This window comes from Streptomyces argenteolus (assembly GCF_042902585.1).
In the GTDB taxonomy this organism is placed as follows: Bacteria; Actinomycetota; Actinomycetes; order Streptomycetales; family Streptomycetaceae; genus Streptomyces; species Streptomyces argenteolus.
The window spans coordinates 39,331-53,870 of the sequence record NZ_JBIBEG010000010.1 but is presented as its reverse complement, the minus strand read 5'-3'; the positions used below and the strand labels follow the sequence as shown (position 1 = coordinate 53,870).

13 protein-coding genes are annotated in these 14,540 nt (G+C 73.4%); 4 read left to right on the top strand and 9 right to left on the bottom strand.

Annotation, left to right across the window (positions count from 1 at the left end):
• Positions 1-115: 115 nt before the first annotated feature.
• Complete coding sequence (locus tag ACFY8O_RS28860) at positions 116-943, top strand: enoyl-CoA hydratase family protein (RefSeq protein ID WP_387907434.1); 828 nt, start codon at positions 116-118, stop codon at positions 941-943.
• A 4-nt stretch (positions 944-947) separates the two neighbouring features.
• Positions 948-3,233, top strand: coding sequence for a bifunctional salicylyl-CoA 5-hydroxylase/oxidoreductase (locus ACFY8O_RS28855; protein WP_387907431.1), 2,286 nt, complete (start codon positions 948-950; stop codon positions 3,231-3,233).
• Positions 3,234-3,236: 3 nt separating this feature from the next.
• On the opposite strand, the gene ACFY8O_RS28850 is transcribed toward ACFY8O_RS28855, so the two are convergent.
• The 4 genes from ACFY8O_RS28850 to ACFY8O_RS28835 all read right to left on the bottom strand — a co-directional run bounded on the left by ACFY8O_RS28850 (position 3,237) and on the right by ACFY8O_RS28835 (position 6,993).
• Positions 3,237-3,452 carry a hypothetical protein gene (locus ACFY8O_RS28850; RefSeq protein WP_387907429.1) on the bottom strand — a complete coding sequence of 72 codons (216 nt, stop codon included), beginning with the start codon at positions 3,450-3,452 and terminating at the stop codon, positions 3,237-3,239.
• A 223-nt stretch (positions 3,453-3,675) separates the two neighbouring features.
• Entirely contained in the window at positions 3,676-4,497 is an 822-nt protein-coding gene (locus tag ACFY8O_RS28845; protein WP_387907427.1) for a GNAT family N-acetyltransferase, read from the bottom strand.
• 53 nt (positions 4,498-4,550) lie between these two features.
• Complete coding sequence (locus ACFY8O_RS28840; protein ID WP_387907424.1) at positions 4,551-5,369, bottom strand: PaaX family transcriptional regulator; 819 nt, start codon at positions 5,367-5,369, stop codon at positions 4,551-4,553.
• A gap of 4 nt (positions 5,370-5,373) precedes the next feature.
• A complete protein-coding gene (locus ACFY8O_RS28835; RefSeq protein WP_387907422.1) occupies positions 5,374-6,993 on the bottom strand; it encodes an AMP-binding protein in 1,620 nt (539 codons plus the stop codon).
• 91 nt (positions 6,994-7,084) lie between these two features.
• On the opposite strand from ACFY8O_RS28835, the gene ACFY8O_RS28830 reads away from it, so the two are divergent.
• The gene (locus ACFY8O_RS28830) at positions 7,085-8,218 is read left to right on the top strand and encodes an acyl-CoA dehydrogenase family protein (protein ID WP_387907419.1); all 1,134 of its coding nucleotides are present in this window, start codon (positions 7,085-7,087) and stop codon (positions 8,216-8,218) included.
• A complete protein-coding gene (locus ACFY8O_RS28825; protein WP_145808445.1) occupies positions 8,215-8,616 on the top strand; it encodes a RidA family protein in 402 nt (133 codons plus the stop codon). The genes ACFY8O_RS28830 and ACFY8O_RS28825 overlap by 4 nt, the downstream gene beginning before the upstream one ends.
• A gap of 59 nt (positions 8,617-8,675) precedes the next feature.
• Here ACFY8O_RS28825 and ACFY8O_RS28820 read toward each other — a convergent pair whose 3' ends face one another.
• From ACFY8O_RS28820 to ACFY8O_RS28800, 5 genes are read right to left on the bottom strand one after another with little or no spacing between them, the layout of a single operon-like run.
• Complete coding sequence (locus ACFY8O_RS28820; RefSeq protein ID WP_387907417.1) at positions 8,676-9,809, bottom strand: FAD-dependent monooxygenase; 1,134 nt, start codon at positions 9,807-9,809, stop codon at positions 8,676-8,678.
• Between the two features lie 45 nt (positions 9,810-9,854).
• The gene (locus ACFY8O_RS28815; RefSeq protein ID WP_145808441.1) at positions 9,855-10,424 is read right to left on the bottom strand and encodes a GTP-binding protein; all 570 of its coding nucleotides are present in this window, start codon (positions 10,422-10,424) and stop codon (positions 9,855-9,857) included.
• 6 nt (positions 10,425-10,430) lie between these two features.
• The gene (locus ACFY8O_RS28810; RefSeq protein ID WP_145808846.1) at positions 10,431-10,787 is read right to left on the bottom strand and encodes a DUF742 domain-containing protein; all 357 of its coding nucleotides are present in this window, start codon (positions 10,785-10,787) and stop codon (positions 10,431-10,433) included.
• A 47-nt stretch (positions 10,788-10,834) separates the two neighbouring features.
• A complete protein-coding gene (locus ACFY8O_RS28805; RefSeq protein ID WP_145808438.1) occupies positions 10,835-11,272 on the bottom strand; it encodes a roadblock/LC7 domain-containing protein in 438 nt (145 codons plus the stop codon).
• Entirely contained in the window at positions 11,269-14,088 is a 2,820-nt protein-coding gene (locus ACFY8O_RS28800) for a nitrate- and nitrite sensing domain-containing protein (RefSeq protein WP_387907412.1), read from the bottom strand. Before ACFY8O_RS28800 ends, ACFY8O_RS28805 begins: the two co-directional genes overlap by 4 nt.
• Between the last annotated feature and the right edge of the window lie 452 nt (positions 14,089-14,540).

Here is a 14,540-nt window from a genome sequence, read left to right as displayed (position 1 = left end):
GGACCTTCGCCACATCGCCCTCCCAGCGATGTCGCGTACTCGTGACGGAAGTCACGTACGAGTGATAGCTTCGAGGTGGATCAGCAGCAGCCCGACGGCTGGAGGGGACCCTTCCATGAGCCCGTTCACCGGCTCCGCCCCACGTACGGAGCGCTGGCGGCATCTGCGCCTGACGACGCACGACGGCGTGGCGACCGTCACGCTCGCCCGCCCCGAGAAGCTCAACGCGCTCACCTTCGGCGCCTACGCGGACCTGCGCGACCTCCTCGCCGAGCTCTCCCGGGAACGTTCCGTGCGTGCCCTGGTGCTCGCCGGAGAGGGCCGGGGGTTCTGCTCCGGCGGGGACGTCGACGAGATCATCGGTGCCACGCTCGCCATGGACACCGCCCAGCTCCTGGACTTCAACCGGATGACCGGCCAGGTCGTACGGGCCCTTCGCGAGTGTCCCTTCCCCGTCGTCGCCGCCGTCCACGGAGTGGCCGCCGGGGCCGGGGCCGTCCTCGCCCTGGCCGCCGACTTCCGCATCGCGGCCCCCTCCGCGCGCTTCGCCTTCCTCTTCACCGCCGTCGGTCTCTCCGGCGGTGACATGGGCGCCGCCTACCTCCTGCCACGCGTGGTGGGCCTCGGGCACGCCACCAGGATCCTCATGCTCGGCGAGCCGGTCCGTGCCCCCGAGGCCGAGCGGATCGGGCTGATCAGCGAGCTGACCGGCGAGGGTGAGGCCGACACCCGCGCCGCAGCCCTGGCCCGGAGACTCGCGGACGGGCCCGCGCTCGCCCTGGCCCAGACGAAGGCACTGCTCACCGCCGAGCTGGACATGCCGCTCGCGGCGTCCGTGGAGATGGACGCCGCCACCCAGGCGCTCCTGATGAACGGCGAGGACTACGCCGAGTTCCACGCGGCCTTCACCGAGAAGCGCCCACCGAAGTGGCGGGGCAGGTAGCGCGATGCGCTCCCCGGCCACACGGCGCATCGCGGTCATCGGCGGCGGACCCGGCGGGCTCTACGCCGCAGCCCTCCTCAAGCGGCTGGGACCGGACCGCGAGATCACCGTCTGGGAGCGCAACGCCCCCGACGACACCTTCGGCTTCGGCGTGGTCCTCTCGGACGAGACGCTCGGCGGCATCGAGCACGCAGACCCCGTCGTGCACCGGGCGCTCGGCGCCGCGTTCGTTCGCTGGGACACCATCGACGTGGTGCACCGCGGCGTCACCCAGACCTCCGGCGGTCACGGGTTCGCCGCGCTCGGCCGGCGCACCCTGCTGCGGATCCTCCAGGAGCGCTGCGCCTCCCTCGGCGTACGGCTTCGCTTCGGCACCGAGGCACCCCCGGCAGCCGAGCTCGCCGCCCGTCACGACCTCGTCATCGCCGCCGACGGGGTGCGCAGCGCCACCCGGGAGGCCCACGCCGCGCACTTCCGGCCCACGGTCACCCACCACCGCAACCGCTACATCTGGCTCGCCGCCGACTTCGCCCTGGACGCCTTCCGCTTCGAGATCGCCGAGACCCCCCACGGCGTGATGCAACTGCACGCCTACCCCTTCGCCGCCGACGCCTCCACCGTGATCGTCGAGATGCGCGAAGAGGTCTGGCGGGCCGCCGGGCTCGACGTCCGGGACACCGCCGAGTCGGCCGGCCGCTGCGCCGAGGTCTTCTCGGACGCCCTGGGCGGCAGGCCGCTGCGCTCCAACAGATCCGCCTGGCTCACCTTCGCCACCGTCACCAACGCCCACTGGTCGCACGGCGCCACGGTCCTGATCGGCGACGCCGCCCACACCGCCCACTTCTCCATCGGCTCGGGCACCAAGCTCGCCCTCGAGGACGCCCTCGCCCTCGCCGCCTGCGTCGAGGAGCAGCCCGACCTGCCCACCGCCCTCGCCGCCTACGAGGCCGAACGCCGCCCCGTCGTCCTGTCCACCCAGCGCGCCGCGGCGGCCAGCCTGCGCTGGTTCGAGGAACTCCCCGGGTACGTCGACCAGCCGCCCCGGCGGTTCGCCTTCAACCTCCTCACCCGCAGCCGGCGCGTCACCCACGACAACCTCAGGCTGCGCGACCCCGGCTTCACCGGGGCGGTCGAGGAGGAGTTCGGGTGCCCGCCCGGCACCCCGCCGATGTTCACCCCGCTGCGGCTGCGCGGTCTCGTGCTGCGTAACCGCGTCGTCGTCTCACCTATGGACATGTACTCCGCCGTCGAGGGGATGCCCGGCGACTTCCACCTCGTCCACCTCGGCGCCCGCGCGCTCGGCGGCGCCGGGCTCGTCATGACCGAGATGGTCTGCGTGAGCCCCGAGGCCCGCATCACCCCCGGCTGCACCGGACTGTGGACCGACGACCAGGCCGCGGCCTGGGCCAGGATCACCCGATTCGTGCACGAGAACGCCCCCGGCGCGGCGATCGGTGTGCAACTGGGCCACTCCGGCCGCAAGGGCTCCACCCGGCTGATGTGGGAGGGCATCGACCAGCCACTGGACGAGGGGAACTGGCAGGTCAGCGCCGCCTCGCCGGTCCCGTACGCCCCGGGCGTCAACCAGGTCCCGCAGGCCCTGGACCGGGCCGGCATGGACGCCGTCCGCGACGGCTTCGCCGAGGCCGCCCGGCGGGCCGGCCGCTGCGGATTCGACCTGCTCGAACTGCACTGCGCCCACGGCTACCTGCTCTCCGGCTTCCTCTCCCCGCTGACCAACCTGCGCACCGACGCCTACGGCGGTTCCGTGGAGCACCGGTTGCGCTTCCCGCTCGAGGTCTTCGACGCGGTCCGCGCCGTATGGCCCGCCGAACGCCCCATGACCGTACGGATCTCCGCCACCGACTGGGCACCGGGCGGTACGAGCGACGAGGACGCCCTCGTGATCGCCCGCGCCTTCGCCGCCCACGGCGCGGACGCCATCGACGTCTCCACCGGACAGGTCGTCCCCGGCGAACGCCCCGCGTACGGGCGCTCCTACCAGACCCCGTACGCCGACCGCATCCGCAACGCCCTGGACGTGCCCGTCATCGCCGTCGGCGCCATCTCCTCCTGGGACGACGTCAACTCGCTGCTTCTGGCCGGCCGCGCCGACCTCTGCGCCCTCGCCCGCCCCCACCTCTACGACCCGCACTGGACCCTGCACGCGGCGGCCGAGCAGGGATACACGGGACCCGGCGTCTCCTGGCCCCTGCCGTACCGCGCGGGCAGCCGCACCCCGCCGGCCGGCCGCACCGACGGCCCCAGGCCCCGGCTCACGCTCGGCTGACCGTCACAGGCACTCGTGGCAGCGGCACGGCGTGGGATGGGGCGCGTCCCAGTGACCGGTGCGGTATCCGGCGGCCGGCACCCCGAGCCGGGCGGCGAGCTCCTCCGCGGCACCGCGCTGCTGCCAGGAGCCGCCCACGCCCGCCTCCGCGCACAGCCGCAGCACGGTGGGGCCGTACACCGGCACGGCCCTGAAGGTGGGCAGATTGCGCGTCGCCATGTCGATCCTGGTGTACGAGCCGGTGTGCCGCCCCGCCCGATCGTGGTCAGCTGCTCGTGGCCGGTACCGGCACAGGTCTCGATCACGTACGCCGTCGACCCACCCCGGTACGACGTGGTCCCGGGCCTGAGCTCCTGGCCCCCCTCGCCGTAGCGCCGCCACCGTACGACGTTCGCGGCGATCAGCCGGCTCTGCTCCGCCGGTGTCTCCCCGTCCCCGGCGCTCACCGAGGCTCGGCCGTGATCAGGACCCGGTCGCCCAGCGGCTCGTAGCCGATGCGCCGGTACACGCCGTTGCTCACCGGGTTCGCCAGATCAGTGAAGAGCAGCACCTCGCGTGCGCCCTCCTCCCGCGCCACCCGGCTGACCCGGGCCGTCACCGCCGCCGCGTAGCCGTGGCCCCGGTGCTCCGGCGGGGTGTAGACGGTCGTCACCCGCACCGTCCCCGCGGACCTCCGCGAGACGCCCGCCAGCGAGACCGGCACCCCGCCCGCCTCCCAGAGGGTCAGTCCGCCGTGTGCCGTGCGGTCGTCCACGATCCGTTCCGCGCGGCCGCCCGGCTGGCCGGTCTCCGCACCGAAGGCGCGGACCCAGTCCACCAGCAGTGCCCGGTCGGCGGCGGTGGCGGTCCGGGGCGCCCCCGCGGGCGCCGGGGAGGGCGGCACGAGCGTGCCCAGCCGGTACAGCCGGTGCTCCTCGTCGACGCGGTGGCGGGGCCAGCGGGAGGCCAGCGACTGCGCGGCGGCCCGCTCCGCGTTGATGCCGGTAAGCGGGAGCGCGCCGGGCAGCGCGTCGACGGCCTCCGGGGCGGCCGTCCCCAGGATCGGCACGAAGGGCGGCGTGCGCACCAGCGTCCCGGCCACATCCCCGTCCGCCCCGCGCCACCAGCCGAGCACCGGCGGCTGCTCCCCGTAGGCGTGGGGGCCGCTGTCCCGCAGGGTGGCGGTGACGGTCAGCACCAGCGTGTTCTCGGCGGGCCGGGCGGCCAGCGAGGCTCCGGCGGCGTCCAGGAAGACGGCCACGTCGTCCGTGAAGGTCCAGGTCATGGCTCATCCTGTCCGCTCACCCCGGCCCCGGGCATCCCGATTTCCCGGCCGCGTCAGCCGCTCCCCGCCGCGAACAGGGCCCCCGCGTCCCGCAGCCGGGCGTGCAGCAGACCGAACACCTCGGCCGACCGGCCACCGGGCCAGTCCTTCGGCAGCAGCTCCTCGGGCAGGCCGGGGTCCGCGTACGGCAACTGCCGCCAGGAGTCCAGCGCGCGGAGGTAGTCCCGGTAGGCCTCCTCCGGATCCGGGACCGCGTCGCGCCGCGCCTCCCAGGAGCGCAGCACGGGCTCCTGCTGGGCCAGGAAGTCGAGGTGGAGCCGGGCGATGGCCTCCAGGTCCCACCAGCGCGCCACCGCCTCGCCCGTCGCGGCGAAGCCGAGGTGATCCCCGCGGAACAGGTCCACGTACGGGGCGAGTTCGAGCCGCTCCAGGGTGTGCCGCGTCTCCTCGTACAGTCCGGCGGGCGCGATCCACACCCCGGGCGCCGCCGTGCCGAAGCCCAGTCTGCCGAGCCGGGAACGCAGCAGGTGCCGCTTGTTGCGTTCCGCCTCCGGCACGGAGAAGACGGCGAGCACCCAGCCGTCACCGGGCCGGGGCGGCGGGCGCCGGTAGATGCGCCGGTCACCGTCGTCCAGCAGCTGGCGGGCGTCCGGCGAGAGCGCGTAGCCTGCCGCGCCGTCCGCCGTGCGGGCCGGGACGAGCAGCCCGCGGCGTTTGAGCCGGGACACGGACGAGCGCACCGACGGGGCGTCCACGCCGACCGCGTGCAGCAGCCGGATCAGCTCGGACACCGCGAGCGGCGCGTCGCCGGGGCGACGGCCGTACGCGCCGTAGAGGGTGACGATCAGGGAACGGGGAGTGTGCTCGGCCACGTGATCACTCTAGAGGCGCCGTGCCGCGCAGCAGGAAGCGCTGGAGCTTTCCCGTCGCGGTGCGGGGGAGCGCGGGCACGAACTCCACGGCGCGCGGGCACTTGTAGGGCGCCAGCTCGGCCTTCATGTGCGTCCGCAGGTCGTCGGCCGACAGCACCGCGCCCTCACGCGCCACGACGTACGCGGCGACGATCTGGCCGCGCAGCTCGTCCGGCCGGCCCACCACCGCGGCCTCGACCACGTCGGGGTGGCGCAGGAGCGCCTCCTCGACCTCGGGGCCCGCGATGTTGTGGCCGGCGGAGATGATCATGTCGTCGGCGCGGGCGACGTAGCGGAAGTAGCCGTCCGGCTCGCGGACGTAGGTGTCGCCGGTGATGTTCCAGCCGTGGCGTACGTAGGTCCGCTGGCGCTCGTCGGCCAGATACCGGCAGCCGACCGGGCCGCGCACCGCCAGCAGGCCGGGTTCGCCGTCCGGCAGCTGCGTGCCGTCCTCGTCCACCACACGTGCCTGCCAGCCGGGCACGGGTACGCCGGTGGTGCCGGGCCGGACGGCCTCGTCGGCGGCGGAGATGAAGATGTGCAGCAGCTCGGTCGCGCCGATCCCGTTGATGATGCGCAGTCCCGTCCGCTCGTACCAGGACCTCCAGGTGGCGGCCGGAAGGTTCTCGCCGGCCGAGACGCAGCGGCGCAGCGCGGACAGGTCATGGCCGTCGAGCCCGTCGAGCATCACGCGGTACGCGGTCGGCGCGGTGAACAGGACCGAGACCCGGTGGGCGGCGAGCGCGGGCAGCAGCTGCTCCGGTCCCGCCCGCTCCAGCAGGAGGGCCGACGCCCCGGCGCGCAGCGGGAAGATCACGAGCCCGCCGAGCCCGAAGGTGAAACCGAGCGGCGGGCTGCCCGCGAACACGTCCTCGGCGACCGGCCGCAGGACGTGGCGGGCGAAGGTGTCGGCCACCGCCAGCACGTCGCGGTGGGTGTGCATGCACCCTTTGGGCCTTCCGGTGGTGCCCGAGGTGAACGCGATCAGGGCGACGTCCTCGGCGGCGGTGGCGACCGCGGGGCAGGGCCCGGGCCTGGCCGCCGCGAGCCGCGTCAGATCGCCGTCCGAGCCGCCGCCGTAGGTCGTGACGCGCAGTCCGGGCACTTCGGCGGCGGTCAGGTCCCCGACGGACCGGATGTCGCAGAGGGCGTGGCCCACCCGGGCGATGGAGCAGATCGTGGCGAGCTCCGAGGCCCGCTGCTGCGCCAGCACGGTCACGGCCACCGCCCCCGCCTTCATCACGGCGAGCCAGCAGGCGGCGAGCCAGGGCGTGGTGGGGCCACGCAGCAGTACACGGTTGCCCGGGACGACCCCGAGGTCGTGCCGCAGCACCTGGGCGATCCGGTCCACCCGGTCCAGCAACTCCCCGTAGCTCCAGCTGCCGCCGTCCGGGGTGCGGAAGGCGGGCCGGTCCGGGCCGAAGCGCTCCAGGGTGCGGTCGAGCAGTTCGTACCCGCAGTTCAGCCGGTCCGGATAGGCCAGTTCGGGGAGGTCGAAGACCAGCTCGGGCCAGTCCTGGGCGGGTGGAAGATGATCGCGCGCGAAGGTGTCGGTGTGCGCGCTCGCGGTACCTGACGGCTTCAAGAAGCATCGCCCCCTTGTCGCCCTTGGAGCGTATCGTTTGAGTGACGGTAGTCAACGGTCCGCGATAAGTCGTGACAAGAGAGGCGCCGGTATGACGGCATTCTCCCTCGATCCCGGTCGAACCGCCTGGTGCGAGGAGCTCCGCACCCTCGCCCGTGACGAACTGCGGCCCCTCGCCGAGAAGGGCGAACCCGGCCGCGTCAACCGCCCGCTGGTCGCCGCGCTCGGCGGCCTGGGCCTGCTGGACCGGCTCCTCGGCTCCGGGGCCCTCGACCTCTGCCTGCTGCGCGAGTCACTGGCCCGCGGCTGCACCGAGGCGGAGACCGCGCTCGCCCTCCAGGGCCTCGGATCCGGCCCGGTCCGCCTCGCGGGCACGCAGGCCCAGCGCGCCCGCTGGCTCCCCGAGGTCCGGGCCGGCCGCGCCGTCGCCGCCTTCGCGCTCAGCGAGCCCGGAGCGGGATCGGACGCGGCGGCGCTCTCCCTGGCCGCCCGCCGCGACCCCGGGACCGGCGGCTGGCGGCTCACCGGCGAGAAGTGCTGGATCTCCAACGCCCCCGAGGCCGACTTCTACACCGTCTTCGCCCGGACCGGCGAGGGCCCCGGGGCCCGGGGCGTCACCGCCTTCCTCGTCCCCGCCGACCGGCCCGGACTCACCGGCACGGCCCTGGAGATGCTGTCCCCGCACCCCATCGGCGCGCTGCACTTCGACGGCGTGCCCGTGACCGCCGGCGACGTACTCGGGGAGCCCGGCCGGGGCTTCCGGGTCGCCATGGACACCCTGAACCTCTTCCGGCCGAGCGTCGGAGCCTTCGCCGTCGGGATGGCGCGCGCCGCGCTCGACGCCACCCTGGAGCACACGGCGCGCCGCACCGCCTTCGGCGCCCCCCTGCGCGAGCTCCAGGCCGTCTCCCACCAGGTCGCCGAGATGGCCACCCGCACCGAGGCGGCAAGGCTGCTGGTGTACGCCGCCGCCGCGGCCCACGACGCGGGTGAGCCCGGGGTGCCCCGGTGCGCCGCGATGGCCAAGCTGTACGCCACCGAGACCGCGCAGTTCGTCGTCGACGCCGCCGTCCAGCTGCACGGCGCACAGGCCCTGCGCCGGGGCCATCTGCTGGAACACCTCTACAGGGAGGTCCGCGCGCCCCGCATCTACGAGGGCGCCACCGAGGTACAGCGCACCATCATCGCCAAGGAGCTGTACGCGACCCAGGAGACGTCCGCATGAATCCCCTCACCCGGATCAACCCCGCCGAACTCGCCCCGCCCACCGGCTTCTCGCACGCCGTCGCGGCCACCGGCGGCCGGCTCGTCTTCCTGGCGGGACAGACCGCGCTGGACGGCGACGGCAAGGTCGTCGGCGCCACGCTCCCCGAGCAGTTCGAGACGGCCCTGGCCAACCTGTTCACCGCCCTGCGCGCGGCGGGCGGCGCCCCGTCCTCGCTGGCACGGGTCACCGTGTACGCCACCGATGTCGCCGCCTACCGCGCCCACACCACGGAACTGGGCGAGATCTGGCGGCGGCTGGCGGGGCGTGAGTATCCCGCCATGGCCGTGATCGGGGCGGCCAGGCTCTGGGACGAACAGGCCATGGTCGAGATCGACGGCATCGCCGTACTGGACTGAGCCGGAACAGGGCAGGGGCGGGCGCGGCTCGGCCGCCCCGCCCCTGCCCGCCGCCCGGATCAGTACGGCTCGACCAGCACGTGGGCGGCGCCCGGCATGCCGACCTTCAGGAGCTCGTCCTCCTCGGGCGTCGTCGGGCTGCCCGTCTCCTCCTTGAGGAGGGCCCGCGACAGGTTCTGCACGAACATCGCGCGGGCACGGCGGCGCTCCTCCCAGGCGGCCAGCGCCGTGGGCACGTCGTCCGCGGCGTCGAGCGAGCGGGCCAGGACCAGGGCGTCCTCCACGGCCATCGCCGCGCCCTGCGCGAGGTTCGGGGTGCTCGCGTGCGCGGCGTCACCGGCGAGGACGACCCGGCCCACGTGCCAGGGCTCCTCCACCGTGACCTGCGAGATGCGCGAGTACACGACACCGTCCGGCGAGGTGACCGCTGCCAGGGCCTCGGCGACGGGCCCGCCGAACGCGGCGAGCCGCTCCTTGAGCTGCTCGTGCGCCCGGGCGGGATCCGGGCGGAAGTCCTCCTCCTCGGCGGTCACGGCGGCCAGATACATCAGCTCGTCCGTGATCGGTGTGAGCAGCGCCTTGGTGGACGTCCTGCCCGTGCTCACCACGACACCCTGGACCTCCGGCAGCCGGGGCACGGTGACCCGCCAGTTGGCGAAGCCGGTGTACTCCGGGGCGAAGCGGTCGCCGTAGAGCCGGGTCCGCAGCGGCGAGCCGATGCCGTCGAAGCCGACGACCAGGTCCCAGCGGGCACGGGAGCCGTCGGACAGGGTGACCTCGACCCCGGCGCCGTCATCGGTCAGCTCGGTGATCGTCGTCCCGAGACGGATCGGGACCCCGGCGGCCGAGGTGGCCTCGCCCAGCACCCTGGCCAGCTCCGGGCGCGGAATGCCGTTGCCGGCGGGGGCGTCGCCCATGCGGGGCTGCGGGACCTTGGCGAGCGTGGCGCCGGCCTGGTCGCAGATGGTCAGCACCTCCCACGGGAAGCCGGCCGCCACGCAGGCGTCCAGCACGCCGAGCTCGCCCATGACGTGCAGGGCGTTGGACGGCTGGATGATGCCGACGCCGAGCGCGTCCAGCTCGCCGCGGAGCTCGGCGACCTCGACGGTGTGCCCGCTCCGGGCGAGCGCGACGGCGAGCGTCAGGCCGCCGATGCCGCCGCCGTGTACCAGTACACGCAAGGGTGTTGCCATCTCAGTTCTCTCCAGGCGAGAAGGAAGGGAAAGGGTGAGGTGCGGTCAGCCGACGGCCGCGGGCAGGCTCATCAGATGGTCGACGAGCGCGAGCAGCACATCGCGGCCGAAGGGACGCTGCCGGACGTCACCGATCAGCAGCGGCACATGCGGATCCAGGTCCAGGGCGGTCCGGATCTCCTCCGTCGTACGGGTGTTGTGCCCGTGGAAGCAGTTGATCGCCACCACGAAGGGGATGTCCCGGCTCTCGAAGAAGTCGATGGAGGCGAAACTCGTCTCCAGACGCCGGGTGTCGGCGATCACCACCCCGCCGAGCGCCCCGTTGACCAGGTCGTTCCACATGAACCAGAAACGTTCCTGGCCCGGCGTGCCGAAGAGATAGACCACCAGCTCCGGACTGACCGTGATCCGGCCGAAGTCCAGTGCCACGGTGGTGGTGTTCTTCTCGCCGACACCGGCGAGGCTGTCGACACCGATGCTCGCCTGGGTGAGGTATTCCTCGGTGCGCAGGGGGGCGACCTCGCTGACGGCGCCCACGAGCGTGGTCTTCCCGACACCGAAGCCACCGGCGACGAGGATCTTTACGGCGGCAGGCGCCGCCTGACTGCTTGTCATCTTGGGTCAGAGTCTCCGGAGTCCGTCACGTACGGCGGCCAGCAGGCCCATGTCGGCCCCGCCGGACGCCCGCGCCACCGTCAGGGGAGCGCGCGCCAGCAGCAGGCCCTGGCCGACCAGGTCGGCCAGCAGGATCTTGGTCACCGAGACCGGCAGATCGAGGCCGGCGGCGACCTCGGCGACCGCGGCCGGCCTGCGGCACCGGTCCAGGATCATGCGGTGCTCCGGCTGGAGCCGGCCCACGCGCAGGGGCGTGCCGTGCTCGTCCACCGCTCCGTCGGCGGTGGTGAGCACGGTGATGAGACTGAAGTCGTCCCGTTCGGGAGCGGTCCGGCCACGGGTGATCGTGTACGGGCGCACCATCGTGCCCGCACCGTCCTCCTCGGCCTCCTCCTCGTCCCAGTAGGGCCTCACACCCGCTGCCCGTCCCCCGTACCGAAGGCGTCGAAGTCGCCACGTGCCGGGGCGGTGAGCTTCTGGCCGACCTGCTGGACGAGGTTGTGCATCGCCAGCGACATCACCTCCGCGTCGACCTCCTGGGAGGCGACGACGGCGAGGTGGGTGCCCTGGCCCGCCGCGATGATGAAGAGCCAGAGATCGGCCAGCTCGACGATCACCTGGTGCACCGAACCGCCGTCGAACAGCTGGCCGACCCCCCGCGCGAGGCTCTGCTGGCCGGTGCATATCGCGGCGAGCCGTTCCGCGTCGGCGCGTTCGATGGTGCGGGAGTGACTCACCACCAGTCCGTCGTCGGACAGGAGCACGGCGTTCAGTGTCTCGGCGACCGAGTCCACGAGACCGTCGAGCAGCCAGTCCAGATCCTGGAGGGTGGCCGTTGTGCGTGTCATGACCGTTCTTCTCTCGTAGGGGAGGGTGCGGCGGCGGGGCCCGGCGGCTCCTGTGCCGCACGTGCCGCGCGCGAGCGCCGCTGGAATGCCCCGATCGCCGCACCGGCCCGCCGGGGGACGGGGCGCAGCAGCGGATTCTCGTCCCAGCTCGGGGGCTTGGGCGGTGCGTTCCGGGAGGCTGGGTCCACCCGGAGTTCGTCCACCAGGCTGGCCTGGCGTACGCGACGGGGGAGCGGGGGCTCCCCGCCCGCCGGCAACGGGCCCGGCATCGCGGGACCGGCCTCCGGCGCGGCCGGAGCCGGCCCGCCGTAGGCGCGCGCGGTGGGTTCGGCCGCGGTCGGGTAGGGCTGCGGGTAGGACGGCTCGGGCACCGGATACGGCTCCTCGGAGACGTCCGTGTACGCGTGCCCCGGGACGGGGTATTGACCGGCGGCCGTCATGTACGGCTGCTCGTGGCCGGTGAACGTGTCGTCCGCGTACGGCTGCCGGGGGCCCGGGTAGGGGTCCTCGGCGTACGGCTGTTCCTGCACCGGGTAGGCGGTGCTGTCCAGGGGGTAGGGCAGTCCGGCCCCGGCGTACGGCTGTTCCTGTACCGCGGACGGGCCGGACTCCGCCGGGCGGTGCTGTTCCGCGTACGGGGGCTCCACCGGGACAGGGGGAGCCTCCTCCTGCGGGAAGGGCTGTCCGGGCACCGGGAAGCCGTCCCCGGGCCCGCCGTCGTAGGGCCGGCCGGCGGCCGGTGGCGCCTGTTCGGCGGGCCGCGACCTCGCGGCGTGGTCGGACAGTGCCGTGACCCCGGCCATCGCCCTGCCCTGCACCCGGGTCGGCAGCGCGCCCGGAGCCGGGAGGGCGGCCGACGGGGCCTCTTCCGCCGATTCGGGCGCGCCGGAGGGTACGCCTGTGGACCGGCTTCCCGGATCGGGCACGGTCAGCGAGTCGGGGACGAGGACGACCACGCGGGTCCCGCCGAAGGCGGAGGGGCGGAACTCGACCCGCAGACCGTACTGGTCGGCGAGGCGCGAGATGACGTACAGACCGAGCCGGATGTCCTCGGAGTGGGCCAGTACGTCCATCCTGGGCGGACGGCTCATCAGTTCGTTGGCGTCGGCGAGCTGGTCCTCGTCCATGCCCAGACCGCGGTCCTCGACCTCGATGGCCAGGCCCCGGCTCACCTTCGCCGCCCGGACCTCGACCGGGCTCGGCGGGCGGGAGAAGCTCAGCGCGTTCTCGATCAGCTCGGCCAGGACGTGGGAGACCGGGCCGACGGCCCGCTCGGCCAGCCACGGGGAGCCGTCGAGGTCCAGCACCACCCGGCGGTAGTCCTGCACCTCGCCCTGCGCGGACCGCATGACGTCCAGCAGCGGCACGGGCTTGCGCCAGCGCCGGTGGGGCGAACCTCCGGCGAGGATCACCAGGTTCTCCTCGTACCGGCGCAGACGTGCCGTCAGGTGGTCCAGGTCGAAGAGCCCGTCGAGCACCTCGGGGTCCTCGTGCTTGCGCTCCAGCTCGTCCAGCTTCTTGAGCTGCTGGCCGATCAGCTGCTGGGTACGGCGCGCGATGCGCTGGAGCAGCCGCTCGAAGCCGCGGTGCTGGTCGGCCTGCTTGACGGCGGCCTGGAGGGCGCTGGCGCGGGCCTGGTTGAGCGCGCCGCCGAGCCGGGTGAGTTCGTCCCCGCCCTCGCCCGCGGTGTCGATCGCACGGGCCTCGGCCTCGACGTCGATCTTCTCGCCCTGGGCCAGCCGCTCGACGACGTCCGGCAGAGCCCTCTCCAGTTCCTCGGCCCGCTCCTGGAGGCCGGAGATCCGCCGGCGCAGGTTACGGGTGAGGCGCCAGGTGGTCCAGACGACCGCGACGACGGCGAGGAGACCGATGACCGAGGTGACGATCATCTTGACGAGCAGGGACATGACGGTGTCCTTGCCGGTGACCACGACCGCGGCGGTGCGCTTCTCCAGCAGGTCGACCAGCTGGGGGGTGACACCGTCCATGGCCCTGCGCCAGGTCTCCTCGTCGGCCTCCAGTGTGACGAAGCCGGATCTGTCGGCCTCGGCCGGGCGCAGGACCTGCTCCTCGACCTCGGTCTTGGCGGCCCAGGCGGAGCTCTCGGTCAGCTTCTGCCACTGCGCCCGCTCCTCCTCGGGGAGGTAGGGGACGACCTTGGTCCCGGCCTGGAAGGCCTGGCCGGAGACCGCGTTCCGCACCTCGCGCAGGTCTTCGGTGCTCAGCTTGCCCGTCGGCCATCCGCGCGCCAGGATCGCGTCCGAGCGGGAGATCATCTCCTTGGCCCAGAAGAGGTCCACGAGCGGCTGGCCCAGGGTGGTCACCTCGCCGTTGTCCACGTGGCTGAGCGCCGAGAACAGTGTCAGGTCCACCGCGATCAGGTCGGTGTAGTAGCCGTAGACCACGGCCTGCTGGTCCTTGTCGCCCTCGTCGACCAGGGTGCGCTGGGCCGGCAACTGGTTGATGGCCTCCCGCGCCTTGCCGACGGCGTCCCGCACCTCACGGGGCGCGTCGTCCGCGGTCACGTCCGAGAGGGACTGGAAGGTCTTGATCGCCTCGTCGGTGAGCGTGCGCTGCTGCTCCAGCGCAGTGGTGGACCCACCGGGCCGGGCCAGCGCCTGTGCGCTGAGGCGGCGCTCCTCCTGCAGGTTGTAGTACACGATGTTGGACGGTTGGCCCGCTTGTTCGGCCAAGAGTCCCTGGGCTGCCTGGCGTTGGAAGTCCAGGAGTGTCTGGCCACTGGTGACGGCCCACAGGGCGGCCAGTGCGACTCCGGGGACGACGGCCAGTACGAGAAGGGCTGTCCGCAACGACATGGGTGCCGAGTCGGTCCGCCGTGACGCGCGCGTGCGCAGGGGAGGCTCCTTGACGATGATGCCAGTCGGTGACTGGTCAAATACGTTAAGAACTTGGACGCGTTGATATTAGTCACAGTGCAAAAAAGAAAAGGAAGTGGCCTCACATGTGCAACACCGCGCGCACACACGGTGCATACGGATGCCTGCCGAAGTGTCGGGAAGGCCTGTCATGCCCGGGTAGCGGTGTGCACGCTCCGGAGTGAGGCTGAGGGTGTGGGTATACCTTCCGCGCCCGCGGACCCGCCGCGTGACGCGGGTGCGGGGCTTCCGGGCCGCGCGTGTGCGGGGTTTCGGGGCCGCGGAGGTACGGGGCTCCGGGCCGCCGTGCGCGGTCCCCGGCTCCGGAGGCGACAGGACGGGAGGCGGCGGAGATGGACGGTCACCGGCCGTACGCCGTCACCGGGCCGCCG

What these genes read in the sequence shown, in the direction of transcription:
- ACFY8O_RS28855 (WP_387907431.1), top strand. Translation starts at nt 948, where the DNA reads ATGCGCTCCCCGGCCACACGGCGCATCGCGGTCATCGGCGGCGGACCC.
- ACFY8O_RS28800 (WP_387907412.1), bottom strand. Translation starts at nt 14,088, where the DNA reads ATGTCGTTGCGGACAGCCCTTCTCGTACTGGCCGTCGTCCCCGGAGTC.
- ACFY8O_RS28810 (WP_145808846.1), bottom strand. Translation starts at nt 10,787, where the DNA reads ATGGTGCGCCCGTACACGATCACCCGTGGCCGGACCGCTCCCGAACGG.
- ACFY8O_RS28860 (WP_387907434.1), top strand. Translation starts at nt 116, where the DNA reads ATGAGCCCGTTCACCGGCTCCGCCCCACGTACGGAGCGCTGGCGGCAT.
- ACFY8O_RS28845 (WP_387907427.1), bottom strand. Translation starts at nt 4,497, where the DNA reads ATGACCTGGACCTTCACGGACGACGTGGCCGTCTTCCTGGACGCCGCC.
- ACFY8O_RS28820 (WP_387907417.1), bottom strand. Translation starts at nt 9,809, where the DNA reads ATGGCAACACCCTTGCGTGTACTGGTACACGGCGGCGGCATCGGCGGC.
- ACFY8O_RS28815 (WP_145808441.1), bottom strand. Translation starts at nt 10,424, where the DNA reads ATGACAAGCAGTCAGGCGGCGCCTGCCGCCGTAAAGATCCTCGTCGCC.
- ACFY8O_RS28850 (WP_387907429.1), bottom strand. Translation starts at nt 3,452, where the DNA reads ATGGCGACGCGCAATCTGCCCACCTTCAGGGCCGTGCCGGTGTACGGC.
- ACFY8O_RS28825 (WP_145808445.1), top strand. Translation starts at nt 8,215, where the DNA reads ATGAATCCCCTCACCCGGATCAACCCCGCCGAACTCGCCCCGCCCACC.
- ACFY8O_RS28805 (WP_145808438.1), bottom strand. Translation starts at nt 11,272, where the DNA reads ATGACACGCACAACGGCCACCCTCCAGGATCTGGACTGGCTGCTCGAC.
- ACFY8O_RS28830 (WP_387907419.1), top strand. Translation starts at nt 7,085, where the DNA reads ATGACGGCATTCTCCCTCGATCCCGGTCGAACCGCCTGGTGCGAGGAG.